Below are 23,995 nucleotides of genomic sequence, written 5' to 3' on the forward strand. Positions count from 1 at the left end.
CCTTGGTGGCGAACCCACGGCCAATCAGGGTGTCTCACGGCAATCCCGGGCAAATTCCGCCACCGGGTCAGCGTTGCAGCAGCGCGAACGAGGCTCCCTGGTCGTCGGTGACCACCGCGACGCCGCCGTAGGACGTCTCGAATGGCGGAACCTGGACCCGTCCGCCGAGCCGGACCACCGTGCCGAGGGCCGCCTCGCAGTCGCCGACGAGGAAGTGGACGAGGAAGTGCGACGGCATCTCGGCGGGGAAGACGCCGGTCAGCGGCGCCCGGCCGAAGTCGGGTTCGGCGCCTGGACCGAAGAGGGCGTCGTGGAACAGGTCGCCGTAGAAGGCGTCGGCGGCCTCGGTGTCCCGGGTGTACAGCTCGGCCCAGGTGAAGGTGCCCGGCTCGTGCCGCCTGCCGAAACCGGCGTGGCGGCCCGGCTGCCAGAGGCCGAAGACGGCACCCTGCGGGTCGGCGGCCAGGGCGGTGGTGCCGAGGCCGTCGTCCGGGCGGGGCGGGGTGAGGAGCTGTCCGCCGTCCGCCTCGATCCGGCGGGCCAGGGCACGGGCGTCGGCGGTGGCGAAGTGGACCGTCCACACGGTGGGCATCCGTCCGTCGGTCTTGGGCGTGAGCGCGGCGACGGGGGCGCCGCGCAGCCGGGCCCACACCGGGCGGTCCGCCGCCCCCGCGTCCGCGAACTCCCACCCGAAGAGCCCGCCGTAGAACCGCTTGCCCGCCGCCACGTCGGGGAGCTGGGCGTCCACCCAGCAGGGGGTGCCCTCGGTGTACTCCTCGGCGTGATCCCCGGCGCGCGCGGATGCCTTATTTTCGGCCATGCCGCCAAAGTAACCGCGTCGCGCGCACCGCGCAGACCAGGCACACCTGTCCCCCGGCACCCCCGCACCCCATTTGCAGTCGGCCGAATCGCGCCCTGATCACCCCTCGGTAAGCTGACGGGCATGACAGGACAAGTGCGTACCGTCGACGGGCGGGTGGCCGGCCGGCGAGGGCAGGCGACCCGGCAGAAGCTGCTCGACTGCCTCAGCGAGATGCTCAGCTCCTCCCCGTACCGCGACGTCAAAGTCATCGATGTCGCCCGCAGGGCGGGCACGTCGCCCGCGACCTTCTACCAGTACTTCCCGGACGTCGAGGGCGCCGTCCTGGAGATCGCCGAGCAAACGGCCGCCGACGCCTCCGGGTTGACCGCGCTGGCCGAGGGCCGCTCGTGGACGGGCCGGGCCGGCTGGCAGACCGCGCAGGAACTCGTCGACGGATTCCTGGAGTTCTGGCGGAAGAACGACGCCATCCTCCGGGTCGTCGACCTCGCTGCCGCCGAGGGCGACAAGCGCTTCAACAAGCTGCGCACGAAGATCCTCAGCTCGGTGAACGGCTCGCTGGCGGAGTCCGTCGCCGAGTTGCAGGCCAAGGGCAAGGTCGGCAAGGACGTGAACCCTGCCGCGATCGCCGGTTCCCTGGTCGCGATGCTGGCGGCCGTGGCCTCTCACCAGAAGGGCGTCTCCTCCTGGGGCGTGAAGCAGGCGGAGCTGAAGCCGAGCCTGGCGCTGCTGGTCCATCTGGGCATCACCGGCAAGAAGCCGGCGAAGTAACCTTCCTGCACTTGTCCCTGTCCGGCGCACGGCGGTCCACTCCGGTGGGCCGCCGTGCGCCGTTTCCGGCAGACTGGAACCGGCATCTCCCTTGTCTCTGGAGGAGACCGACATGACCCTGACCCGTGCCGAGCGTGAACAGTTCCTGGCCGAACCGCACATCGCCGCGCTGGCGGTCGACGCGGGCGCGGGGCGGGCCCCGCTGACCGTGCCCATCTGGTACCAGTACGCGCCCGGCGGCGACGTATGGATCATGACCGGGACCACGTCGCGCAAGTACGAGCTGATCAAGGCGGCCGGTCGGTTCTCGCTGCTGGTCGACCGGGTGGAACCCACCATCCGGTACGTCTCGGTGGAGGGGCCGGTCGTCGGGACGGAACCCGCCACCCGTGAGCGGCTCCGGGAGGTCGCGGCCCGCTACCTGCCGGCCGAGAAGGTCGACGGCTACGTCGAGTTCGCCTGGGCGAACCACGGGGAGCAGCTGATCGTCCACCTGCGGCCCGAGCGGTGGGTGTCGTCCGACCTCGGCTCGGTCTGAGTGGAAACGGACACGCACGCGCTGCTGCGGTCGCTGCGGGTCTGGGACCCGGCGGTGACCGAGCTGCCGCCGTTCGACCCGGACGCCGCGCCCGCCGAGCCGCTGCCGCTGTTCACGCGGTGGTTCGCCGAGGCGGTGGCGGCCGGGGAGCGCGAGCCGCACACCGTGTCGCTGGCGACGGCGGACGCGGCGGGCCGGCCGGACGTGCGGATCGTGATGCTGCACGGCGCGGACGCCGACGGCTGGTCCTTCGCCACGCACTCCGGCAGCCGCAAGGGCGGCCACCTCGCCGCCCGCCCGGACGCGGCCCTCGCCTTCTACTGGCCGGTCCTCGGCCGCCAGGTGCGGGTGCGCGGCCCGGTCACCGCCGCGCCGCCCGGACAGGCCCAGGCCGATCTGCACGCCCGCTCGACGGGAGCGCTGGCCGCCGCCCTCACCGGCCGGCAGAGCGAGCCGCTGGCCTCGCTCGACGACCTGGCCCACGCGTCGGCGACGGCCTGGGACCGGGCCCGCCGGGCCCCGGACACCCCGGCGCCGACCTGGACCCTGTACCGGCTGGACCCCGACGAGGTGGAGTTCTTCCAGGGCGACCCGCACCGCCGCCACGTACGGCTGGCCTACCGGCGGTCGGGGGAGGGCTGGAGCAGGGGCTTGCTGTGGCCCTGACCCCTCAGGCCGGCTCCGGCGACTCCGACGGCCGCGGTGACCCCGACGGCTCCGGGGGCTCTGGGGGCTCCGGTGACTCCGGCGGCCCCGACGGCTCCCATGACCGTAGCGGGCGAGACGGCCGTTCCCGGTACGCGCCGCCGGCCCCGGCCTCTCGCGGACCGCGCGAGCGGCGTGGGCGTCGGCCGGCCAGGGCGAGGCGTGCCGCGCAGGCGAACGCCGAGAGGAGAGCGGCGCCCCGAGCGGCCGCGGTCGTACCGAGGGCCGCGCCCACGACCGCCGCTACCGCGTAGAGCGCTGTCAGGATCGGGCGTACCGCTGGTGTGCGACGCCCACGAAGCGTGATCGTGCGGTCCGGGGTCATGGAGGGGGCCTCCTGTCGTGGGGAAGAGTCCCGAGCAGCGGGGGACTTCTCGTGGGCGACTCGCCGTCGACGTGCCCGGGGGCGGGGCCGGGAGCTTCCAGCCTGCCCGGCCCCGCTAAGTCCGCTCCCTCGCTTCCGGCGGACGGACGCGCCGGCGTCGGAGGACCGGCAGCCCCGGTCCGGGCGAGGGTGCGGGTGGCGGATCCGCGCGGGATGCCGTGACCCGGGGTCAGCTCTGGCCGGCGTCGAGGCGTTCCGCGAGGCGGGGGAGGATGCGCAGCGCGTTGTCGCTCGCGACGCGTCGCGCGGCGTGGGCGCCGAGCAGGTGCGTCAGGTCGTGCTCTCCGGTCCGCGCGTGGTCGAACAGTTTGTCGGCGTAGATCCAGTCGGTGCCGAAGAGCATCCGGTCCGTGCCGACGGCGTCGGCCATGGTGTTGATCTGGACCTGGGAGTCGGCCACCGCCACGTCGTAGTACACCGAGCGCAGGTATTCCGGGATCGGACGGCGAACGAGCTCGCGGTAGGCCTCGACGACCCGGGGTGCGGCGGCGAGCCGGTGGCTGAGGTAGGGCACGGTGCCGCCGCCGTGCGAGAGGATCCAGTTGATCCGGGGGTAGCGGTCCAGCACACCGTTGAAGACGAGGGTCATGAAGACGCGTGTGGTGTCGAAGACGTATTCGCCGATCCAGTGCTGCCAGGGCAGGTCCGGTGTCTGCTTCGGTTCCACGGGGTGGAGGAGGACGGTGGCCCCCCGGTTGTCGAGCGCCTCGTACACCGGCTCCCACTTCGGGTCCCCCACATAGGTCCCGTCCACCTGGGACACCAGGTACACCCCGTCGAGGCCGAGGTCGTCGTAGATGTGGTCCAGCTCGGCCAGCGCGGCGTCCACGTCCGGCAGTGGAACCGCGCCGAACACGCCGAACCGCTCCGGGTGCCGCCGCACGACGTCGGCGCCGATGTCGTTGACGTTCCGCGCCAGTTCGCTGGCTTCCCGCTGGTCCCCGAAGTAGACCCCGGTCTCGGCCAGGCAGGACAGCACCCCGACATCGATTCCCCAGTCGTCCATGAACCGGAGGTGGGCTTCCGGGGTCCATGGGGCGAGGTCGACTCCACCTGTCCAGTTGATGTCGTGCCGGACCAGGGTCTCGATGTAGGGCTCCGGCAGGAAGTGCGTGTGCACGTCGATCTTGGGCATAACCGCCCCTCTCAGTTCTGGGTCAAGCTACCCAGAAAGCTACGCCTATGATTCTGGTGAGGCAACACCAGAAAATTCGTCACGCTGACCATGGGAGGTGGCGCCGCATGGCCTCGGAAGGATGGACGGCGAAGGGGGCCGCCACTCGGGCCCGCATCATCGACGCGGCCGCGAAACTGATCTACGAGCGCGGTCTCACATCGGTCGGGATCAATGACGTGCGGGCGGCCAGCTCCACGAGCCACGGTCAGATCGCCCACTACTTCCCCGGCGGACGGACCGAGCTGCTGAGAGCCGTCGTGGAACGGCAGGCGCGACAGGCCCTGGACGACCAGGGGCCCGAGCTCGACGCGCTGAACTCCTGGGAGTCCTGGCAGCGGTGGCGCACCCATCTGCTCGCGGTGCATACGGCTCGCGGCGGGGCCGGGGGGTGCCCCCTGGGTTCGCTGGTCGCGCAGATGGCGGAGAGCGATCCGGTCGCCGCGCACCTGATCGAGGCCGGGTTCGACGCCTGGACCGACGCATTCGAACGCGGGATCGACACCATGCGTCGCAACGGAGACCTGGCGCCGGACACGGATGTGCGACCGCTCGCGGCGTCCGTCCTGTCCGTCGTGCAAGGGGGCCTCGTGCTGATGCAGGCGTCCCGGTCGGTCGAGAGGCTGGCGCGGTCCCTGGACGCCGCACTGCGCCTGCTGCGCGACCGCGCCTCCGACGCCGGGTGACCAAGCCTGCGGGTCCGGCCCCGGGCCCGAGCCGGCGTCCGAGGCCGGCGCCGACGAGCACAGGCGCCGGTGGACCTGGACGGATCCGCCCGCTGTCGCCGCGGCGGCCGACGGCGCGGCACGGACTCCGCGGCGCGCGCCTCCGCGCCGTTTCGTGACCGGACGCGGTGGGTGTGCGCGGGGCGCGGCGAACCGGGGTACCGCCACACGCCGCCGGCGACGACGGAGTGCGCGGCGTCGCCGATCCGGGTCCAGGAAAGTTCGGAGCCGTCATACCGGTGGACGGCGTCCGGGCCCGGAGTCAGGGCGCAGACGTTCTTGGCCACCTTCGTCCGGGCCCGGATCGCTGACGGCACACCTGGCAGGACGGGTTGCTCAACTCCCGCACTCTGCGGTTGCGTTCGGGCCGGAAGCAGCGGCAATGGCAGTAGTGCGCGCCCTCGACGCAGCCGACCGTTCCGGCGGGGACCGCGCTCGGCCGGGTGTCCACCGTCGCGCAGTCGGGTTGGGCATCGCGGGCAGGGCGACCGCCCAGCCCCGTTCCAGGGTGGCGCGGTCGGTGTTCAACGTGGCGTCCGGCTCGGCCGGCTCATCGGGCGGGTGGTGGTCGCGCCCGGTCTCGTTGCCGCCGGCGCAGTACGCGGAGTACGTGGCGACGGAGCCGTCGCTGCCGCCGTAGACCGTGGAGTTCACCACGACGATCGCGACAGTGAACTCCGGGACCTGAGCGGCGGTCCGGAGCACCGTCGAGGTGTCGCAGACCAGCAGCCGCCTGACGCCGTTCGGGACATGCGGTCATTCCACACCGGTACGTCCACACGGTCACCGCGATATGTGCACCGGCCACACGATCACGCCCGTGCTCCCCTGTGAGTCACCCGTGAAACTGTGCGTTCCCCGTGAATCGGCCGGTTCGCGCACAGATTGTTGGCAATCTTGTCGGCACTTGACTTACGTTCACAGACGCAAGCCCGTACAGACCCAGGAGGGCGTCACCGTGAAGCACAGGGCAGTCAAGCGCAGGAGCGTCGTGATGGGGATCGGCGTGACCGCCGGCGTCGCCGCGGTGGGCGGCATCGCCCTCAGCGCGCAGGCCGAGAGCAAAAAGGGCGGCTCCTCCGCGTCCGGCGCCCTGGTCTTCGACGAGGACGCCTACACCACGCTGACCACGACCGTCACGGACGCCGCCGGCGACGAGCACGAGGTGACGTACCGCTTCTGGAAGGCGATCACCTACGTCGCCAAGCCGGTCGACGAGACGTACCAGAGCCTGAACATCAGCCTCCCCGTGAAGATCGACGGCAAGACCGTCGACGCGACCGGCGCCCCGATCCTCTTCGCGAACTCCGTCGGCGGCTACATGCCCTCGTCGGTCGCCGAGGCCACCGGCGTGGGCGGCGGCGGCATGGGCGGCGGCGGGGCCGCCCCGAGCGGCGCCGCGTCCGCCTCGGCCGCCCCCTCCGCGTCGGCCTCCTCCTCCAGCGGCACCGAGTCCGGCAGCTCCGCCCAGCTCAGCGGCGGCAAAATGGTCAGCCTGCCGCAGCTGGGCCTGGCGGCCGGGTACGTGGTCGTGGAGCCGGGCGCCCGTGGCCGCACCCTGAAGAACTCCGCGGGCGAGTACTACGGCACCGCCCCCGCCGCCATCGTCGACCTCAAGGCCGCCGTCCGCTACCTGCGCGCCAACAAGGGCCGGGTCCCCGGCAACGTGGACCGGATCTTCTCCACCGGCACCAGCGCCGGCGGCGCCCTGTCCGCGCTGCTCGGCGCGTCCGGCGACAGCCCGGTCTACGAGAAGTACCTCAAGGAGATCGGTGCCGCCGACGCCTCCGACGCGATCTTCGCGACCGGCGCCTGGTGCCCGATCACCGACCTGGAGCACGCCGACGGCGCCTACGAGTGGAACTGGGGCACCAACAAGCTCAGCACCGGCGAGCAGGTCGACCAGACCGTGTCGAAGGAGCTGAAGTCCCAGTTCGCCGAGTACCAGGCCGGCCTGAAGCTGCGCGGCCTGGGCGGCTTCGGCACGCTCACCGCCCGCAACTACGACGAGTACCTGCTCACGACGTACATGCGGCCGTCGGCCGCCAAGTACCTCGCGGCCCTCTCGGACGCGGACCGCGAGACGTACCTGGCGAAGAACACCTTCATCACCTGGGACGGGAAGAACGCCACCTTCACCTGGGCCGACTACCTCACCCACGTCGGCGCCCGGAAGAAGGACGCCCCCGCCTTCGACCTGTTCGCCTTCCCCACCGACTCCTCCGACGCGATGGCCGGGGACATCAACAACGAGTTCGGCAAGGGCACCGAGCAGTACCGCCACTTCACCCTCTACAGCCTGCGCGAGGACAAGGGGAGCAGCGCCCGCCTGGCGAGCGACATCCCCGAGAAGCTGCGGCTGATGAACCCGATGTACCACCTGGTCGACAAGGTCAACGCCGGTCGCTCCAAGCACTGGTGGATCCGCCTCGGCGCGGCCGACTCCGACACCTCGCACGCTGTCTCCGCCAACCTGGCCGCCGCCGCGCACCAGTTGGGCGACGAGGTCAGCCACCTCTACTACTGGGACGCGGGCCACGGCGCCAACGAGGACGCCGGCGACTTCATCGCGTGGATCGCCAGGACGGCCGGGTACAAGGCCGCCTGACCGCCTGACCGACGACCGGCAGCACGTGACCGGCCCGCCCCTACGGCAGTACGGGGGCGGGCCCGCCCGCGTCGGCCGGGCGGCGGCGGATCACCAGGGCCATCAGGGCCGCCGCCGCGCACAGCGCCCCGGAGGCGTACCAGACCACGTCGTAGGAGCCGAAGGCGTCGCGGGCGACGCCGCCGAGGAAGGCGACCAGGGCGGCACCGACCTGGTGGGAGGCGAGGACCCAGCCGAAGACGATGGCGCTGTCGTCGCCGAACCGCTCCCGGCACAGGGCGAGGGTGGGCGGGACGGTGGCGACCCAGTCGAGGCCGTAGAAGACGATGAAGAAGATCATCGGGGGGTGGACGGCGGGGGCGAGGAGCATCGGGAGGAAGAGGAGGGAGACGCCGCGCAGGGCGTAGTAGACGGCGAGCAGACGGCGGGCCTCGAAGCGGTCGGTGAACCAGCCGGAGGCGATGGTGCCGACCACGTCGAAGACGCCGATGACGGCGAGCAGCGAAGCGGCCGCCGTCACCGGCATGCCGTGGTCGTGCGCGGCGGGCACGAAGTGGGTCTGCACCAGGCCGTTGGTGGAGGCGCCGCAGATCGCGAAGGTGCCGGCCAGCAGCCAGAACGGGCCGGTGCGCGCGGCGGAGAAGAGGACGGCGAGGGCGCGGCGCGCGGCCCCGGTGACGGGCGCGGGCTTGGGTACGAACTCCTCGGCGCCGTACGGCTTCTGCCCGAGGTCGGCCGGGTGGTCGTGGAGCAGCAGCCAGACGAAGGGGACGACGGCGAGGGCGGCGAGGGCGACGGTGACGGCGGCCGGGCGCCAGTCGTGGTGCTCGACGATCCAGGACAGCAGCGGCAGGAAGATCAGCTGTCCGGAGGCGGAGGCGGCGGTGAGGATGCCGCTGACCAGGCCGCGCCGGGTGGTGAACCAGCGGTTGGTGACGGTGGCGGCGAAGGCCAGCGCCATCGAGCCGGAGCCGAGGCCGACCAGCAGGCCCCAGCAGAGCAGGAGTTGCCAGGCCGACTGCATCCAGACGGTCAGTCCGGAGCCGAGCGCGATCACCGTCAGGGCGACGGCGACCACCCGCCGGATGCCGAAGCGGTCCATGAGCGCCGCGGCGAACGGGGCGGTCAGGCCGTAGAGCGCGAGGTTGACGGAGACGGCGGCGCCGATCGTGCCGCGGGACCAGCCGAATTCCTGGTGCAGCGGGTCGATGAGGATGCCGGGCACGGAGCGGAAGGCGGCGGCGCCGACGATTGTCACGAAGGTGACGGCGGCGACGAACCAGGCACGGTGCACCCGGCGGCGGGGCGGGGCGGCCCCGGTCCCCGGTACGGCGGCTGCTGCGGCGTCGGCGTCGGTTGTCTGGGTCACGTCATGCAGAGTGCGTCATGGGACGGGGCCGGATCGAGTGGCCCGAGGGACATGGTTCGCTAGGATCGGGCCATGACGTCCGACCGGCCGCCGAGCCGCCCGCACCGGGTCGTCGTCCTCGCCCTGGACGGCGTGCTCCCCTTCGAACTGGGCATCCCCCAGCGCATCTTCGGCCGCGCCCGGGGCGTCGCGGGCGGCGGCACCGAGGGCCGGGACACCGACGGCCGCGCGCTGTACGAGGTCGTCACCTGCTCGGTCCGGCCGCCCGGCCCGGTCCTCACCGACGCCGACTTCGAGATCCTCGTGGCGCACGGACCGGAGGCCCTGGCCACCGCCGACACGGTCGTCGTGCCCGCCTCCTACGAGCTGGGCCCGGTCTACGAGGAGGGTGTGCTGACCGCTGAACTGGCCGCCGCCTTCGCCCTGATCCGCCCCGGCACCCGGCTGGTCGCCATCTGCACGGGCGGCTACGTCCTCGCCGCCGCCGGTTGTCTCGACGGCCGCCCGGCGACCACCCACTGGGCGTCGGCCGAGCACTTCCAGCGGCTGTTCCCCGAGGTGCGGGTCGACCCGGACGTGCTGTTCGTCGACGACGGCGACGTGCTGACCTCGGCCGGGGTCGCGGCCGGCATCGACCTGTGCGTGCACCTCGTACGCCGCGACCACGGCGCCGCCGTCGCCAACGACGTGGCCCGGCGGACCGTGGTGCCGCCGCACCGCGACGGCGGGCAGGCGCAGTACATCGAGCGGCCGGTGCCCGATCCGCAGCAGGCGTCCACCACCGCCGCCCGCGCCTGGGCCCTGGACCGGCTGCACGAGCCGATCCAGCTGCGGGACATGGCGGAGCGGGAGGCCATGTCGGTCCGGACGTTCACCCGCCGGTTCCGCGAGGAGGTCGGGGTCAGTCCTGGCCAGTGGCTGACCCGCCAGCGCGTCGACCGGGCCCGGCACCTGCTGGAGTCGACCGGTCTGTCGGTGGACCAGGTGGCCCGGGAGGCCGGGTTCGGCACGGCCCAGTCGATGCGGCAGCACCTACAGGCGACGCTCGGGGTCACCCCGACCGCGTACCGGCGGACGTTCCGCAGCGGGTCCGGGCCGCGCGAGCGGGCCGCGGCCCGCTGAACGGGCGTCCCGCCGGACCTCTCCCCACCAGCCCACGGCCGTGAGGACGAGGGTCAGCCCGACGCCGGCCAGGATCGCGGTGGACGGGGCGGCCACCTCCAGCAGGACACCGGCGAGGCCGCCCGTCGCCGCGTACCCGGCGCCCGCGGCGGCGTACATCACCGCGTACCCGGCGGCCAGGGCGCCCGGTGGCAGGGCCTCGCGCAGGGCGAGGTTGCGGGTGAGCAGCGCGCAGGACTGGAGCGTGCCGCCGAGGACCAGGCCCGTCGCGATCGCGGCCGGGCCGGGTATCAGCGCCACCCCCACCACACACGCCGCCGTCCCGCACAGCAGCACCGCGCTGCGGTCGCGCAGCCGCCCCGGCCAGGAGCGCAGCCCGTACAGGAAGGCGCCGGCGCCCGATCCGACCGCCATGCCCATGAGCAGCGGACCGGCCCAGCCGACGCCCACGCCGCGCTGTTCCAGCAGCGCCGGCAGGACGATCTCGGCGAGGCCGAGGAGGGTGAGACCGGCCGCGCCCGTGACGTACACCGGCCAGGCGGCGGTCAGGACGCGCCACGCCGGTTCGCGGTCCGACCCGGCGGTGCCGGTGTCCTTGCCGCCCCAGCCGGCGGGCAGCAGCCGCAGCCCGGCGACGGAGACGGCCATCGAACCGGCCGCGAGCAGCAGCGGGACGTGCGGGGCGACGCCGAGGGCGAGGGCGGTGACGGCCGCCGGGGAGATGGCCCACACGCCGGACATCAGCATCGACTCGACGGAGAGCGCCTGGGCGACGGCCCGCTCCGGGACCAGTGCGGTGAGCAGGGTGCGCAGTCCGCCGGCCGCGGCGGCGGGCGCGGCCCCGGCGAGGAACGCGAAGGCGGCGAGCGGCGCGGCGGGCGCCTGCGGCAGCACCCCGAGCCCCGCGAAACCTGCGGCGCCGGCCAACAGGCCCGCCGCCAGGTGCCGCCGGGCCCGGTCGGGCCGCAGCCGCAGGCCGAGCAGCGGAGCCCCGACGATCTCCCCGATGACGTACACCGAGGCCAGGACCGCGCCCAGCGCGTAGCCTCCCGGGCGGTCCCGGACCAGGAAGACCAGGGCCAGCGGCGCCATGGCCACCGGCATACGGGCGCCGAGAGCGGTGCAGGCCCAGATCAGCACCGGCCGGGTGGCCACATCGCGGTAGGTCATGCCAGGACGGTAGGGCCGGGGTCCGACAACGCCCCAGCCGATTTCCGGACCTGTGGACAACGCGGTCCTTCCGCCCCCACTTTTTCTCCACAGCCTGTGGACAACTACCGGGGGGCCGTCCGCGACCGGGCGGCGGTGCGGCGCCCCCACCCCGAGACCACGCCCGCGCACCGCCGCCCGACCCGACGGTCCGCCTCGGCCCCGGAGCCGCGAGGGGATCGCCGTCGCGTCACGACCCACGCTCGCCGAGGACTCCCGCCGGGGGGCCCTCGCCGTCCCCTCGCGGCGAATCGCTGACCACCAGGGTGAACGCGCGGTCACATACCGTCAACATTCCGGGGCGGCGTTCGCGTGGATACATCCCGTTTCGCTCCTCAAGCGCACGGGAGCACGGCCGGGCGCAACGGGGCGCACCCCTACTGCGGGGCTGGGACCGGGGACCGGGGCCGGGGACCGGGACCGGAGGCCGGAGGCTGGAGGCCGGGGACCGGGGAACCGGGACCGGAGGCCGGAGGCCGGGGCCGGGACCGGGGACCGGAGGCCGGGGCCGGGGACCGGAGGCCGGAGGCTGGGGGCCGGCGTCGGGGATCGGAGGGCGACGGTCCCGCTCCCCCGGCTTCACACCGCCTCGTACGCCGTCAGCCCCTCGAACTCCGCCGCCGCGGCGCGGTCCGCGCCGGACTCCTCGTTCTGGGCGCAGCGGTCCAGCTCGCACCAGATGCGCTTGCCGGTGCCGTCCCGGCTCCAGCCCCAGCGGTCGGCGAGCCCGTCGACCAGGGCCAGCCCCCGGCCGCCGGTCGCGTCGCCGTCCGCGCAGCGGAACACCGGGGCGCGCCCGCTGGTGTCGGCCACCTCCAGCCGGACGGTGGCGTCCTCCGCCGCCTCCGGCTTCTTCTCGGGCAGGCAGAGCCGGAGCACGGCCGGGCGGCCGGTGTGCACGACCGCGTTGGTGACCAGTTCGGAGACGAGCAGGACCAGGGTCTCGGCGAGCGGCTCGTCGTCCCGTATCCCCGCCCCCGTCAGTCTCGAACGGGCCCATCTGCGGGCCCGCCCGACCTCAGCGGGGTCGGGCCGGATCTCCAGCTGCACTTGAAGCACCTGCACCGCTCACACCATCCGAACCGGCGGACACTTGGACGTGCGCCTCGCGAGGGCCACGATCGTGGCCAGCTTCTGCATGGCCGGAACTACGGCCGGGACCGGGATCACTGACCGTGATTCCGTTGTGGGACAGCATGGTTGACGTAAAGTCACGTCAACAAGCGCTTCGGGCATATTCCAGCGCGAAGGAGTACCCGTGCGCCATACTGTGCGACGCTCGCCGCGAGCAGTCGAACAGGCGGCGGAAGCCCCCGGTTCCGGAGCCTCCGCGGGGGTGGCGCCGAAACGGTTCGCGCCCGGCGCCACGCGCGTTCCGGACAAGGTACCGGAGCCCGTCGCCGACTGCGGGCCGTGACGGGTCACGTCCGGGGCGAAGCCCGGCGAAAACGCTCCGTGATCACCGGATGCCACGATCGGCGACGTCCCGGACGGGATGCGCGGGGCGCCTCACTCCCCCACCGTGAAGTAGCGGGCGAAGGCGGGCACGACGTCCTCCTCGACGACCTTCCCGTCGCCGTCCGCGTCGAGCGCCCCGGCCACCGGGCGGGCGGTCTCCGCGGGGACCCCGAGGGCGGTGAGCAGCCGTACGGCCTCGTCGACCGTGACGGCTCCGTCGTCGTCGGTGTCGGCGACGGCGAGGGCCGCGTGCAGGAAGGGACGGGCGATCTCGGCGAACCGGTCCGGGGTGTCCCGCAGGCGCTTGACCGCGCCGGTGACGAACTCCTCGCGGGTGATGCGCTGGTCGCCGTCGCGGTCGGCGATACCGGCCATGCCCTGCCAGAACGCCTCGGCGCCGCCGTACAGCGCCTGGCCCTTGTCGGAACGGGCCGCGACGGCGAACTCGTCGAGCAGGGCCTTGGCCGCCTCGCTGAAGTCCTCGCGGTCGATGCAGCCGTTGCCGTTCTGGTCGAAGGTCGCGAACCGCTCGGCGATCCTGCGCTCGTTCTCGCTGCTGACCATCTCTTCTCCGGCCGCCTTACGTCGTTACGTCGGGTGGGGATGTCTTGAATGTCACGCACGGAGCGTACGACGGCGACGGGTACCCCCGCACCGAAAAGTGACGTCCACACCAAGAACGGGCGAACACCGGTACAACGGTGTGACGAAACGATGACGTGTGCGGCGGCGCTACGCCGACAGCGGGCGCGGTTCGTCGCCGGTCGCCGAGGCGAGGTCGGGGTGGACGTCGAACAGCCTGCGCACCCCCAGCGCGGTGAGGACCCGGTTGACGTGGGAGCCGTCGACGGCACCCTGGGCCGGCAGTATCAGCCGCAGCCGGCCCTGGCAGGACCGTATGAGGCGCCGGGAGGCGATCAGCACGCCCACGCCGCTGGAGTCGCAGAACAGTACGTCGGAGAGGTCGAGGACCAGACTGTGGCGCCCTTCGGCCACGGCGTCGTGCACCCGCTGGCGCAGCGCCGGCGACGACACCAGGTCCAGCTCGCCCGAGACCTGGACCACGGTCCATCCGCCCCGCTCGTCCCCGTTCACCTGGAACGCCACCACCAAGCCCTCCTTCCCTCGCACGAAACGGAAGCCACGCCTACGCTTCTTGGGCGCGCGCCTGCCCACCGGCCGTTCCCGCAAACGCGCCCAGGAAAACAAGAAACGGTCAGAAGCGGCCGGTTTCCGTTCCTCCCGATCTCATTCGGTCCGTCGGCCGTCGGCCGTCGCGGGCCCTTACCATCCGGGGCGCTTCGGGGGCTCTCATTGGCGCAAAGGGGCGTGCGTGGTCATACGTGCCGACTACATTCGAGAAGGCGATGGCCGCCGGCTGGACACCGGTCGGGACCGGTCGGCCGGCCGGCCCGTCAGACACGAGCAGGGGGTGAAGGGGCCGTATGGCGACGCAGGACACACCGCTCGGCTGGGACCGCAAGATGCAGCAGCGGCTCGCGCGCGGCGAGGCCGCCGCGCTCGGCGAGCTGTACGACCGGTTCTCCTCCCTCGTGCACGGTCTCGCCCACCGGGTGCTCGACGAGCAGTGCGCCGCCGACGCCGTGACCCGCGAGGTCTTCACCCACGTCTGGGAGCACCCGGACACCTACGACCCCAAGCAGGGACCGATGCGCACGTGGATCGCCGGGCTGACGCACCGGCTGGCCGTGCGGCGGCTGCGGGCCGCCGGGACGGCCGCCCTCGCCCGCGGCGGCCCCGGCACCGCCGAGGACCTGGAGCGCAGGGTGCGCCACGCGTCGGTCGCCGCCCGCGCCGACTACATCGTCCAGTCCATGCCCGCGCCGTTGCGGTCCGCCCTGGAGCGGGCCTACTTCCAGCGCCGCGACTACCGCCAGACCGCCGTCGACCTCGGCATCACCGAGGACGAGGCCCGCCGCCGCCTCCGGCTGGGCCTCCAGCTCCTCTCCACCGCCCACGACACGGCGGCCCCCGGCACGCCCGGGGCCCCGCCCGGCTACGGAGGTGCGGCATGAGCGGCATGAGCGCCGGGGCGGAACGGTACGGGGTGTACGGCGGACGTCGCCTGACGGACTCGGGTGAAGGGACCCACGGGACGATGAAACCCGGCGCAGCCGGTGGCCCTGACCGGACGGACGCCGCCGCGGGATCGGGCAGGCCCGACGGACCGGAGGGGCGGGAAGTACCGGAGAGGCGGGAAGCACCGGACGGGCGGGAAGTACCGGAGGAACCGGAGGGCCGCCCCGAGAAGCCGGAGGGCCCGGCCAGGCCGCGGGAAGGCGGCGGGGCCTACGAACCCGGAACCGGCGGACCCGGAACCAGTGGGCCAGGAACCGGCGGACCCGGAGCGGGTGGACCAGGCGTGGGTGGACCAGGCGTGGGTGGACCAGGCGTGGGTGGACCAGGCGCCGGGCCCGGCGCCGGCGGACCCGGCGCCGGTGGGTCCGACTCGCGGGGAGCCGGGGGCGGCCGTCCCCGGATACCGCTGCCGCGGATCTCCGTCGAGGACAGCGGGCTGCCGTTGCCCGCCCTGCCGCACCCCGGCCCCGCGCCCCTCGCGCTGGAGCACCCCGTGCTGAAGTCGCTTCTCGGCGCCTGGGCGCTGTCCGCCTGTTCCCGGGAGGAGGCCGCCGCCGTCGACCGGCACCTCGGCGAGTGCGGGGCCTGCGCGGAGGAGGGCCGGCGGCTGCGCCAGGCGGTCGGGCTGCTCCAGCCCCCGGACACCCTCGACCCCGACCCGGCCCTGCGCACCCGGGTCCTGGACCTCTGCCTCGAACGGCGTCCGCCGCGCATCCCGGTGCCCGAGTGGGCCATGCCCTACGACGCCGAGACCGCCCGCCTGGACGCCCTGCTCCAGGACTTCGGTGACGCGGAATGGCACGCCCCGGTGCGGCTGCGCTGGTTCTCGGACGACGAGACGGCCAGCCGCCGCACCACCGTCGCCGGCGTCATCGCCCACCTGCTCGCGGTCGACGGCCTGGTCGCGGTCGCCCTGGGCCTCGCCGACCCGCTCGGCGACATCACGCCGCGAGTTCCGGCCCCGGCGGGCCGTACCGAGGCGTACTGGCGGGCCTCGCACCTTCCGCCCACCCGTGCGGTCCGCGCGCCCTGGCGGGAGCAGAGCCACGCCCTGATCCGGACGACGGCGTTCACCGGTGGCGGCGCGTCGGGGCGCGACTCGGGCGCGGGCCGGATGCCGGTGGCGTACGGCGACTGCGAACTGCCGCTGCGCGACGCGATGCTGGACCGGGCCTTCGAGTGCTGGGTGCACGCCGAGGACATCGCCGAGGCGGTGAACTACCCCTACGAGCCGCCCTCGGCCCGCCATCTGCACCGCATGATCGACCTCGCGGCCCGGCTGCTGCCGACCGCGCTCGCGGAGCGCCGCCGGAGCGGGAGGGCCGCGCCGGGTGCGCACCGGCACCTGGTGACGGCGGGGACGCCGGGGCGCAGTCTGCGGCTGGACATCGAGGGATCGGGCGGCGGGCAGTGGTACATCCCGCTGGACTCGCCGGCGGCGGTGGGCTCCGCCGAGCACGAGGTGGCGTACGTCGCCCTGGACGACGTGGAGTTCTGCCGCCTGGCCGCGGGCCGGATCCCTCCGGAGGAAGCGGCGGCGGGACAGTCCGGGGACCGCGAGGCGATCAGGGACGTCCTGTTCGCCGCGGCGAGCTTGAGCCGGATGTAGGGGGCCGGTCCGTCGCGGAGCGGCTGCGGGCACGTCGTGGTCGCTCGCGCCCCTGAAGGCACGTGCAGTCAACGTACCTCCAGGGGCGCGGGGAACTGCGCGACCAGCCACCACGCACCCGCACCCGCACCCGCACCCGCATCAGAACCCCCGCCCCCCTAGGCGAACACCACCGTCCGCCGCCCGTTCAGAAGAATCCGCCGCTCCGCATGCCACTTCACGGCCCGCGCCAGCGCCTGGCACTCCACGTCCCGCCCGATCGCGACGAGCTGGTCCGGCGTGACGTCGTGCCCCACGCGCTCGACCTCCTGCTCGATGATCGGCCCCTCGTCCAGGTCCGCCGTCACATAGTGCGCCGTCGCCCCGATCAGCTTCACGCCCCTGGCGTGCGCCTGGTGGTACGGCTTGGCGCCCTTGAAGCTCGGCAGGAAGGAGTGGTGGATGTTGATGATCCGGCCGCTGAGCTGCTTGCACAGGTCGTCGGAGAGCACCTGCATGTACCGGGCGAGGACGACCAGTTCGACGTCGGCCTCCCGCACGACCTCCAGCAGCCGCGCCTCGGCCTGGGCCTTCGTGTCCTTCGTCACCGGGATGTGGTGGAAGGGAATGCCGTAGGAGGCCACCAGTTCGGCGAAGTCGGTGTGGTTGGAGACGACCGCGGCGATCTCGACCGGCAGCGCCCCGATCCGGGTGCGGAACAGCAGGTCGTTCAGGCAGTGCCCGAACCTGCTGACCATCAGCACGACGCGCATCTTCTCGTCGGCCCGGTGGATCTCCCAGTCCATCTGGAAGGAGTCGCCGATCGCCGCGAAGCTGGCCCGCAGCTTGTCCACGGTCACCGGCGCCTCCGCCGAGAAGTGGACCCGCATGAAGAACAGGCCCGTGTCGTGGTCGCCGAACTGCTGGCTGTCCTCGATGTTGCAGCCGGTCATGAAGAGGTAGCTCGACACGGCGTGCACGATGCCCTGCTTGTCGGGGCAGGAGAGGGTGAGGACGTACTGGTCGGCGGGGGCCGCGGGACGGGTGGACTGCTCGTTCATGCCGGACAGGGTCCCATATCCGGCCCCCCGGCCGGCGGCCGTCCCGCTAGACGGACCGCGTCACGCCGACCGCACCATGATGCTCAGCACCTCCAGGCTGCGCGGCGCCGTGTCCGGGTCGTCCCCGTCGCTGGCCGCCAGCCGGACGTGCGCGTCCCGGGCCGCCCGTACCGCGTCCGGCCAGGCCGCGTGCTCCAGGTAGGCCGCCACCGGCGCGTCCGGCCCGACCTGGTGCATGATCCGCAGGACCCGCAGGACCGCGGTGTCGACGAGCGCCGCCTCCTGGGAGTCCCGGAAGATCGTGCCGACGTACTTCTCCGCGGACCAGTGGTCCAGCCAGGTGTCCTCCACCAGCCGGTACACCGCGTCGGTGACGTCTCCGTACCCGTCCGTCCCGGCCAGCCAGACGTCCCGCTGGAAGGCGGGGTCGGAGAGCATGTGCAGCGCCGACCGCACGTTGCTGCGCCAGCGCCACCACGGCATGTCGTTGAGAGGCATGCCGCCCATGGTGGAGGAGCGACGGCCGCGACGGGAAGAGTTCTCCGAACCTTGCACGGTCATCGATCGTACGTTCCTCTCCATGCTTGCCTCACAGGCACCCGCAATTCACCACGAGGACACCGTCCGTCGACCGGAGGGCGCCCCCAGGTTAGCCCTGTGACGGAATCGTACGGTTTCATGACCGGCAGGCGACGCATCAGCAGAACCTCCCTGTCCCTGGGCGCACTCGCGGCGTGCGCGTCGCTCGCCGCCGGCTGCGGGGTCGTCCCCGGGGTCACGGGGGGTTCCGGGGACGACACCATCACCGTCATGACCTGGGCGCCCCAGGACACCGACGCCACCAACAAACCCGGCATGCCCGCCCTCGCCCAGGCCTACGCGCGCTGGGTCAACGAGCACGGAGGGCTCTCCGGCCACCAGCTCAAGGTTCTGACCTGCAACGACCACAACGACAGCGTGGCCGCCGCCAAGTGCGCCCGGCGTGCCGTCCAGGAGGACGTCGTCGCGGTCGTCGGTTCCTACAGCCAGTACGCCGATTCCTTCCTCCCCGTGCTGGAGGGCGCCGGCATCCCCTACATCGGCGGCTACGGCATCACCAGCGAGGAATTCACCAGCCCGCTCTCCTACCCCGTCAACGGCGGCCAGCCCGCGCTGCTGGCCGGCCTCGGCGCCGCGCTGGCCGACGGCTGCGGGCCCGTCACCCTGGTCCGGCCCGACACCATCGCCGGCGACCAGCTCGCCCCGCTGCTGGACTCCGGTCTCACCGCGGGCGGGCACACCGGCGCCCAGGACCAGCGGGCGGCGGAGGACGCCACCGAGTACGGCGGCCAGGCCGACCGGGCGCTGCAGCGCTCCACCGAGGCCGGGTCGACGGAGCCGGGCTGTGTGGTCCCGGTGCTCGGCGACCGCACCGACACCTTCATGGACTCCTTCCGGCGGGCCCGCGACGACTACGCCGAGGTGCGCACCGCGACCGTGCTGGGCAGCGTCGACCAGTCCACGGTCAACGCCACCGGTGGCGCGTCGAGCCCGTACGAGGGGTCGTACGTCACCGGCTGGTACCCGGTGGAGACCGACAAGCTCTGGGACCCGATGAAGGAAGTGATCAAGGAGAAAGCTTTCGGCGACAACCGCGTCGACGCGGCGGACGCCGGGGTGCAGACCACCTGGATCGCGTACACCGTGCTCAAGCAGGTCGTCGCCTCGCTCGGCGACGGCGAGGTGACCGCCGACGCCATCACCGGCGCCCTGGACGACGGACTGAAGATCGACACCGGCGGGCTCACCCCGACGCTGCACTGGACGTTCGCCGCCGAACTGGCCTCCGTGGGCTTCCCCCGGCTGGTGAACACCCACGTCACCCTCCAGGTGGTACGGGAGGGACGGCTGGTGTCGGCCCGCCAGGGCTTCCTCGACACCGTCGAGACGCTGCGGAACGCCGACGTGACCTGAGGCGGCGAGGACCGGGCGGACCGGAACCGGGCGGGCCCCGGGCACCTGCGCCCGGGGCCCGCCCGTGCCGTCGTTCAGAGCTGCACCGGGGTGCGTTCGGTCAGGCCCCACTTCTTCGCGATCACGTTCCACAGCTTGGCGGCCTTGGCCTTCTCCGTGCTGGCGACGCCGCTCTCCTTGTTGCCGGCCGCGGTCTGCCCGGTGGTGCGGGCCTGGCCCTTCTTGCAGCCCTTCTTGCCGGCCGCCTGGTCGGCCCAGGCCGCGTAGTGGTCGTCGGCCGACGCCGACGCCCGCCACGCCTTGGTCAGGGCCGCGGTCAGCTCCGCGTTGCCCGGCAGCTGGTCCACGGACAACTGCGAGAGCCGGGTGACCAGTTCGGTGCGCTGCTGCGCCGCGTCGCGCAGGCTCCGCGCCGCCTGGGACAGGTTGTCGCAGGACTTCACGTCCGCCACGGCGTCGATCACCGTCTGCCGGCTGTCGCCGCTGTCGGCGAGCAGCGCGTCCAGCGCGACGGCCTGCTCCCGGGCCGGGTCGGCGGACGCCGACGGGGAGCCCTCGGTCGCGGGGGCCGTGGCGGACACGGTCTGGTTCTTGTCGGCGTCGTCGTCACCGCCCCCGCCGGCCAGCAGCGCGCCGGTGCCGATCCCGACGACGGCGATGGCGACGCCGACGGCCGCGATCAGCGGCACCCGGGAGCCGGTCCGCCCGCCCCGGCCGCCGCCGCGCCGGCCACCGCCGGCGTCCTGCGGGGCGTAGCCGTGCGGGGCGGCGCCGGGCCGGGGCGGCTGCGGGCCGCCGACGACGGGCATCTGCTGGGTGGAGCCGGACGGGCCGTCGGCGGCCGGGGCGCCGCGGAAGAGGTTGTCGAACTCTGCGGGCGGCTGCCGTCCCGCGTCCCCGCCGGACACGCCGGGTGCGCCGGACACGCCGGGTGCGCCGGTCCCGCCGGGTACGCCGCCGAAGGGCGCTCCCGCGGGCCGGCCGGGCACGGGCGGGATGTACTGCGTGGCCTCCGCGTCGGAACCGGTGGCGGGCGGCGGCAGCGGACCGGGCCCCGGCGCGGCGGGCTTCACCACGCCGAGCGACCGCGTCTGCTCGGCGTGGTGCTGAGCCGGCTGCTCCGGCGGCAGCGCGCCGGGCGCGACGGGCGGCAGGTACTGGGTGGCGCCCTCGTCGGCGGGCGCGGGCGGTATGTGCGGTATGTACTGGGTGGCGCCCTCGTCGGCGGCGGGCAGCGCCTGCGCCGGCACGGGCGGCAGGTACTGGGTGGCCTGCTCCTGGGCGTGCGCGGGCGGCAGGGGCGCGGCGGGGCTGCCGCCCGGTGCGCCGTGCGCGGCGTGCGCGCCCTGCGCGCTCTGGGGGGCGTACGGGGGCTGCTGGGCGCCGTAGGCCTGGGGCTGGGAACCGTAGGCCTGAGGCCGGCTCCCGTACCCCGGCTGCTGGTCGCCGTACGCCGGGGGCTGGGCGCCGTACCCCTGCTGGGTGCCGTAGGCCGGGGCCTGGGCGCCCTCCGGGGGGAGCGGGCCCGGGCCCGGCTGCGGCGGTGGGCCGGGCGGGGTCCGGTCGGGCCAGGCGCCCGGCGCCTGCTGTCCGGGAGCGCCGGGGGCGCCCCAGGAACCGGGGCCGGCGGGCGGGACCTGGTGCCCGCCGGGGCCCCACGCCTGGTTCCACGCCTGTCCGCCGTCGGGGGCGGAGGGCGGGGGCGGGGCGGGCGGGCCGGACGGCGGACCGGCGGCTACGCCCGTCATGCCCGGCAACAGGGGCTCGCCGCCGTCGGAGGGCAGCACGATGCCTTCGCGCGCCGGGCGCTGCGAGGGCTCCTCGCCCTGTCCACTCTGTGTCACCGGGACTCCTACGAATGGGGGACCTTCGGAATCGTCGGCTCACGCTACCGGGTCCCCCGAACCCGCTGCCACGCCGCACAGGGCGTGACCTCCTTCCCTGTGACCGCGATTACAAAACCGGTCCCCTGTGCTCCGTTGACGTCCCGCGCTCCCGTCCGCCCCCTCGTTCGCCGTCCGTTCACCCGCTGTCCGGGCCGGTGTTCACGCGGCGGCCTGGAGATCGACCCGGGCCCCGAACTCCCGTACCACCGCCTCCTCCCGGTAGGGCTCCAGCCGCTGCTGGAGGTCCTCCAGATACTCGGCGCCCCGGTTGGAGCGCAGGGTGGCGAGGAGTTCGACCGCCTTGGTGCCCGTACCGCACGCCTCCTCGATCTCCCGCCGCTGCACCTGGGCGCTGGCCAGCAGGACGTACCCGATGGCCCGCCTGCGGGCCCGGCTGCTCGGGTGGCGGGCCAGGGACTCCTCGGCGTACCGCGCCGCCGCGTCGGCCTGTCCCAGGTCCCGGTGGCAGTGCGCCAACTCGTCGGCGAGGTAGGCCTCGTCGAAGTGGGCGATCCAGGCCGGGTCGTCCCCGGAGTCCCGGTCGGCGGCCTCCAGCGCGGCCACCGCCCGGCCCGCCGCGTCCTGGGCCGCCCGCGCGTCGCCGAGCAGGGCGTGCCCGCGGGCCTCCGCGGCGTGGAACATCGACTCCGCGCGCGGTGTGACGCGCCCCCGTGCCCCCTCCTGCGCCGCGCGCGCCAACTGCGCGATCTCCCGCGGGTTTCCGAGCTGCGCGGCGAGGTGGCTCATCGACGCGGCGAGCACATAGCCGCCGTAACCGCGGTCGCCGGCCGCCTGGGCGAGCCGCAGCGCCTGGATGTAGTAGCGCTGGGCGAGGCCGGGCTGGCCGGTGTCGACGGCCATGTACCCGGCCAGTTCGGTCAGCCGGGCGACCGCCGCGAACAGGTCCCGGCCGACCGCCTCCCGGTAGGAGCCGGCGAGCAGCCCGGAGACGACGCTGTTGAGGTAGTGCACGACGACCGGGCGCACGTGCCCGCTGCCGTACTGGTGGTCCAGGTCGACCAGCGCCTGTGTCATCGCCCGCACCGCCGCCACGTCGGACTGGCCCACCCGGGGCCCGGCCGCGCGCGCCACCTGCGCGTCGGGCGCCGAGATCAGCCAGTCCCGGCTGGGCTCGACCAGCGCGGACGCCGCGACGGAGGAGCCGGACAGGAAGTCCCGCCGCCCCACGTCGCTGCGCCACAGCTCGCAGACCTGCTCGATGGCTCCCAGTACCGTCGGCGAGAACTGGAGGCCGACGCCGGACGCGAGGTTCTTGCCGTTGGCCATGCCGATCTCGTCGATCGTGACCGTCCGGCCGAGTTTGCGTCCCAGCGCTTCCGCGATGATCGCCGGTGCCCGGCCGCGCGGCTGCTGTCCGCGCAGCCAGCGGGCCACCGACGTCTTGTCGTACCGCAGGTCGAGACCGTGCTCGGCGCCACACATGTTGACCCGGCGGGCGAGCCCCGCGTTGGAGCAGCCCGCTTCCTGGATGAGCGCCTGCAGCCGTTCGTTCGGCTGCCGCGCGACGAGAGGCCTTGCGGCCATGGCGTACCCCCTGCTTCATGGCTCGGGTGCCTGCCCGTGCACCGAGTTGACGTGACTTCCGCGGCCGACCGAAAGGAACCGGCCGTGGAGATCAGTGCCCCGCTGACATGCGGAAAATGCGAGGCTTGCGAGGTTTGCCGGGTAAACGGCCGTCGCCGTGTCCCCCTGCCCCTGGCTACCCAACTCCCGCCGGGGATCCTCGCGCGCGCCCCCGGAGGTGCACCCATGCGCCCCGACCGCGGAGCCGGTGCTCCTCCCCCGCGCGCGCACCGGCCGTAACCCGCGGTGGGCACGGGAGTTGAGATCCACGTGGAAGAGACGATCCCCGGCACCGAGACCGCACAGATTCCCCAGCAGCGCGGCGCATCCCTGCTGGAAGCCGCCGTTCGCTACGCCGAGGAGCGCCACTGGGACGTGTTCCCCGGCACCTGGCTGGAAGCCGTCGACGGGGAGCAACGCTGCTCCTGTGCGGACCCGGCGTGCGCCGTCCCCGGCGCGCACCCGGCGCGCGCGGACTGGGCGGGCCAGGCGACCGGCAGCGCGACCGTGGCCCGCCGGCTGTGGCAGAAGCAGCCGGCGGCGTCGATCCTGCTGCCGACCGGGCGCGCGTTCGACGCGATCGACGTGCCGGAGACGGCCGGGTTCCTCGCGCTGGCCCGCATGGAACGGATGCGGCTGACGCTGGGGCCGGTCACGTTGGCCCCGGACCGGCGGATGCGGTTCTTCGTCCTGCCGGGGGCCGCCGTGAAGGTGCCGGAGCTGGTCAGGAGCCTGGGCTGGTCGCCGGTGACGCTGGATCTGACGGCACTGGGCGAAGGGGAGTGGGTGGCGGCGCCGCCCACGCGGTACGGGACGCGGGGGGCCGTGCAGTGGGCGTGCCCGCCGACCCGGACCAATCGGTGGCTGCCGGACGTGGCGGAACTGCTGCCGCCGCTCGCCTACGCGTGCGGGCGGGAACGGTAGCGCTGCTCGTCCGCC

21 protein-coding genes are annotated in these 23,995 nt (G+C 73.7%); 10 read left to right on the plus strand and 11 right to left on the minus strand.

What is annotated here, in order from left to right:
- Nucleotides 1-67: 67 nt before the first annotated feature.
- Nucleotides 68-820, minus strand: coding sequence for an AfsK-binding protein KbpA (kbpA, locus tag ACZ3IG_RS19670; RefSeq protein WP_467433521.1), 753 nt, complete (start codon nt 818-820; stop codon nt 68-70).
- A gap of 123 nt (nt 821-943) precedes the next feature.
- Here kbpA and ACZ3IG_RS19675 point away from each other — a divergent pair, with 123 nt between their 5' ends.
- The 3 genes from ACZ3IG_RS19675 (at nt 944) to ACZ3IG_RS19685 (ending at nt 2,795) form a co-directional block, all read left to right on the plus strand.
- A complete protein-coding gene (locus ACZ3IG_RS19675) occupies nt 944-1,591 on the plus strand; it encodes a TetR family transcriptional regulator (RefSeq protein WP_467433523.1) in 648 nt (215 codons plus the stop codon).
- Between the two features lie 112 nt (nt 1,592-1,703).
- Nucleotides 1,704-2,129, plus strand: coding sequence for a pyridoxamine 5'-phosphate oxidase family protein (locus tag ACZ3IG_RS19680; RefSeq protein WP_467433525.1), 426 nt, complete (start codon nt 1,704-1,706; stop codon nt 2,127-2,129).
- Nucleotides 2,130-2,795 (plus strand): pyridoxine/pyridoxamine 5'-phosphate oxidase, encoded by a 666-nt coding sequence (locus tag ACZ3IG_RS19685; RefSeq protein WP_467433528.1) that lies wholly within the window; start codon nt 2,130-2,132, stop codon nt 2,793-2,795.
- Between the two features lie 593 nt (nt 2,796-3,388).
- On the opposite strand, the gene ACZ3IG_RS19690 is transcribed toward ACZ3IG_RS19685, so the two are convergent.
- Nucleotides 3,389-4,354 carry an amidohydrolase family protein gene (locus ACZ3IG_RS19690; protein ID WP_467433529.1) on the minus strand — a complete coding sequence of 322 codons (966 nt, stop codon included), beginning with the start codon at nt 4,352-4,354 and terminating at the stop codon, nt 3,389-3,391.
- Nucleotides 4,355-4,461: 107 nt separating this feature from the next.
- Here ACZ3IG_RS19690 and ACZ3IG_RS19695 point away from each other — a divergent pair, with 107 nt between their 5' ends.
- Together ACZ3IG_RS19695 and ACZ3IG_RS19700 are read left to right on the plus strand one after the other, a co-directional pair.
- Nucleotides 4,462-5,079 (plus strand): TetR/AcrR family transcriptional regulator, encoded by a 618-nt coding sequence (locus tag ACZ3IG_RS19695; protein WP_467433530.1) that lies wholly within the window; start codon nt 4,462-4,464, stop codon nt 5,077-5,079.
- A 1,033-nt stretch (nt 5,080-6,112) separates the two neighbouring features.
- Nucleotides 6,113-7,726, plus strand: coding sequence for a subtype B tannase (locus ACZ3IG_RS19700; protein WP_467433711.1), 1,614 nt, complete (start codon nt 6,113-6,115; stop codon nt 7,724-7,726).
- A gap of 40 nt (nt 7,727-7,766) precedes the next feature.
- Here ACZ3IG_RS19700 and ACZ3IG_RS19705 read toward each other — a convergent pair whose 3' ends face one another.
- Complete coding sequence (locus ACZ3IG_RS19705) at nt 7,767-9,095, minus strand: MFS transporter (protein ID WP_467433532.1); 1,329 nt, start codon at nt 9,093-9,095, stop codon at nt 7,767-7,769.
- Nucleotides 9,096-9,167: 72 nt separating this feature from the next.
- Here ACZ3IG_RS19705 and ACZ3IG_RS19710 point away from each other — a divergent pair, with 72 nt between their 5' ends.
- Nucleotides 9,168-10,217: a GlxA family transcriptional regulator gene (locus tag ACZ3IG_RS19710; protein ID WP_467433533.1), complete on the plus strand. Its 1,050-nt coding sequence runs from the start codon at nt 9,168-9,170 to the stop codon at nt 10,215-10,217.
- On the opposite strand, the gene ACZ3IG_RS19715 is transcribed toward ACZ3IG_RS19710, so the two are convergent.
- The 4 genes from ACZ3IG_RS19715 to ACZ3IG_RS19730 form a co-directional block, all read right to left on the minus strand.
- Nucleotides 10,128-11,387 (minus strand): MFS transporter, encoded by a 1,260-nt coding sequence (locus tag ACZ3IG_RS19715; protein ID WP_467433536.1) that lies wholly within the window; start codon nt 11,385-11,387, stop codon nt 10,128-10,130. The genes ACZ3IG_RS19710 and ACZ3IG_RS19715 overlap by 90 nt on opposite strands.
- Nucleotides 11,388-12,005: 618 nt before the next feature.
- A complete protein-coding gene (locus ACZ3IG_RS19720; RefSeq protein WP_467433713.1) occupies nt 12,006-12,476 on the minus strand; it encodes an ATP-binding protein in 471 nt (156 codons plus the stop codon).
- A gap of 459 nt (nt 12,477-12,935) precedes the next feature.
- Nucleotides 12,936-13,448, minus strand: coding sequence for an EF-hand domain-containing protein (locus ACZ3IG_RS19725; RefSeq protein WP_467433538.1), 513 nt, complete (start codon nt 13,446-13,448; stop codon nt 12,936-12,938).
- 168 nt (nt 13,449-13,616) lie between these two features.
- Nucleotides 13,617-13,997 carry an STAS domain-containing protein gene (locus ACZ3IG_RS19730; protein WP_467433539.1) on the minus strand — a complete coding sequence of 127 codons (381 nt, stop codon included), beginning with the start codon at nt 13,995-13,997 and terminating at the stop codon, nt 13,617-13,619.
- Between the two features lie 332 nt (nt 13,998-14,329).
- Between ACZ3IG_RS19730 and ACZ3IG_RS19735 the strand changes: the two genes are divergently transcribed.
- On the plus strand, nt 14,330-14,920 hold the full coding sequence (locus ACZ3IG_RS19735) for an RNA polymerase sigma factor (protein ID WP_467433541.1): 591 nt from the start codon (nt 14,330-14,332) through the stop codon (nt 14,918-14,920).
- An 83-nt stretch (nt 14,921-15,003) separates the two neighbouring features.
- Nucleotides 15,004-16,593: a zf-HC2 domain-containing protein gene (locus tag ACZ3IG_RS19740; RefSeq protein WP_467433715.1), complete on the plus strand. Its 1,590-nt coding sequence runs from the start codon at nt 15,004-15,006 to the stop codon at nt 16,591-16,593.
- A 158-nt stretch (nt 16,594-16,751) separates the two neighbouring features.
- Here the strand turns inward: ACZ3IG_RS19740 and purU are convergent, their stop codons facing one another.
- Nucleotides 16,752-17,633 (minus strand): formyltetrahydrofolate deformylase, encoded by an 882-nt coding sequence (gene purU / locus ACZ3IG_RS19745; protein ID WP_467433542.1) that lies wholly within the window; start codon nt 17,631-17,633, stop codon nt 16,752-16,754.
- A gap of 60 nt (nt 17,634-17,693) precedes the next feature.
- A complete protein-coding gene (locus ACZ3IG_RS19750) occupies nt 17,694-18,194 on the minus strand; it encodes an SCO4402 family protein (RefSeq protein ID WP_467433544.1) in 501 nt (166 codons plus the stop codon).
- 117 nt (nt 18,195-18,311) lie between these two features.
- Between ACZ3IG_RS19750 and ACZ3IG_RS19755 the strand changes: the two genes are divergently transcribed.
- Complete coding sequence (locus tag ACZ3IG_RS19755) at nt 18,312-19,586, plus strand: ABC transporter substrate-binding protein (protein WP_467433547.1); 1,275 nt, start codon at nt 18,312-18,314, stop codon at nt 19,584-19,586.
- A gap of 74 nt (nt 19,587-19,660) precedes the next feature.
- On the opposite strand, the gene ACZ3IG_RS19760 is transcribed toward ACZ3IG_RS19755, so the two are convergent.
- Nucleotides 19,661-21,430 carry a hypothetical protein gene (locus ACZ3IG_RS19760; protein WP_467433549.1) on the minus strand — a complete coding sequence of 590 codons (1,770 nt, stop codon included), beginning with the start codon at nt 21,428-21,430 and terminating at the stop codon, nt 19,661-19,663.
- 201 nt (nt 21,431-21,631) lie between these two features.
- Complete coding sequence (locus tag ACZ3IG_RS19765; RefSeq protein ID WP_467433550.1) at nt 21,632-23,017, minus strand: transcriptional regulator; 1,386 nt, start codon at nt 23,015-23,017, stop codon at nt 21,632-21,634.
- 309 nt (nt 23,018-23,326) lie between these two features.
- Here ACZ3IG_RS19765 and ACZ3IG_RS19770 point away from each other — a divergent pair, with 309 nt between their 5' ends.
- Nucleotides 23,327-23,980 carry a bifunctional DNA primase/polymerase gene (locus tag ACZ3IG_RS19770; protein WP_467433552.1) on the plus strand — a complete coding sequence of 218 codons (654 nt, stop codon included), beginning with the start codon at nt 23,327-23,329 and terminating at the stop codon, nt 23,978-23,980.
- Nucleotides 23,981-23,995: the final 15 nt, after the last annotated feature.

It is taken from the genome of Streptomyces sp. NPDC016677, assembly GCF_055562815.1.

What these genes read in the sequence shown, in the direction of transcription:
- kbpA (WP_467433521.1), bottom strand. Translation starts at nt 820, where the DNA reads ATGGCCGAAAATAAGGCATCCGCGCGCGCCGGGGATCACGCCGAGGAG.
- ACZ3IG_RS19675 (WP_467433523.1), top strand. Translation starts at nt 944, where the DNA reads ATGACAGGACAAGTGCGTACCGTCGACGGGCGGGTGGCCGGCCGGCGA.
- ACZ3IG_RS19680 (WP_467433525.1), top strand. Translation starts at nt 1,704, where the DNA reads ATGACCCTGACCCGTGCCGAGCGTGAACAGTTCCTGGCCGAACCGCAC.
- ACZ3IG_RS19690 (WP_467433529.1), bottom strand. Translation starts at nt 4,354, where the DNA reads ATGCCCAAGATCGACGTGCACACGCACTTCCTGCCGGAGCCCTACATC.
- ACZ3IG_RS19695 (WP_467433530.1), top strand. Translation starts at nt 4,462, where the DNA reads ATGGCCTCGGAAGGATGGACGGCGAAGGGGGCCGCCACTCGGGCCCGC.
- ACZ3IG_RS19700 (WP_467433711.1), top strand. Translation starts at nt 6,113, where the DNA reads ATGGGGATCGGCGTGACCGCCGGCGTCGCCGCGGTGGGCGGCATCGCC.
- ACZ3IG_RS19710 (WP_467433533.1), top strand. Translation starts at nt 9,168, where the DNA reads ATGACGTCCGACCGGCCGCCGAGCCGCCCGCACCGGGTCGTCGTCCTC.
- ACZ3IG_RS19715 (WP_467433536.1), bottom strand. Translation starts at nt 11,387, where the DNA reads ATGACCTACCGCGATGTGGCCACCCGGCCGGTGCTGATCTGGGCCTGC.
- ACZ3IG_RS19725 (WP_467433538.1), bottom strand. Translation starts at nt 13,448, where the DNA reads ATGGTCAGCAGCGAGAACGAGCGCAGGATCGCCGAGCGGTTCGCGACC.
- ACZ3IG_RS19735 (WP_467433541.1), top strand. Translation starts at nt 14,330, where the DNA reads ATGGCGACGCAGGACACACCGCTCGGCTGGGACCGCAAGATGCAGCAG.
- ACZ3IG_RS19740 (WP_467433715.1), top strand. Translation starts at nt 15,004, where the DNA reads ATGAAACCCGGCGCAGCCGGTGGCCCTGACCGGACGGACGCCGCCGCG.
- purU (WP_467433542.1), bottom strand. Translation starts at nt 17,633, where the DNA reads ATGAACGAGCAGTCCACCCGTCCCGCGGCCCCCGCCGACCAGTACGTC.
- ACZ3IG_RS19750 (WP_467433544.1), bottom strand. Translation starts at nt 18,194, where the DNA reads ATGACCGTGCAAGGTTCGGAGAACTCTTCCCGTCGCGGCCGTCGCTCC.
- ACZ3IG_RS19755 (WP_467433547.1), top strand. Translation starts at nt 18,312, where the DNA reads ATGACCGGCAGGCGACGCATCAGCAGAACCTCCCTGTCCCTGGGCGCA.
- ACZ3IG_RS19765 (WP_467433550.1), bottom strand. Translation starts at nt 23,017, where the DNA reads ATGGCCGCAAGGCCTCTCGTCGCGCGGCAGCCGAACGAACGGCTGCAG.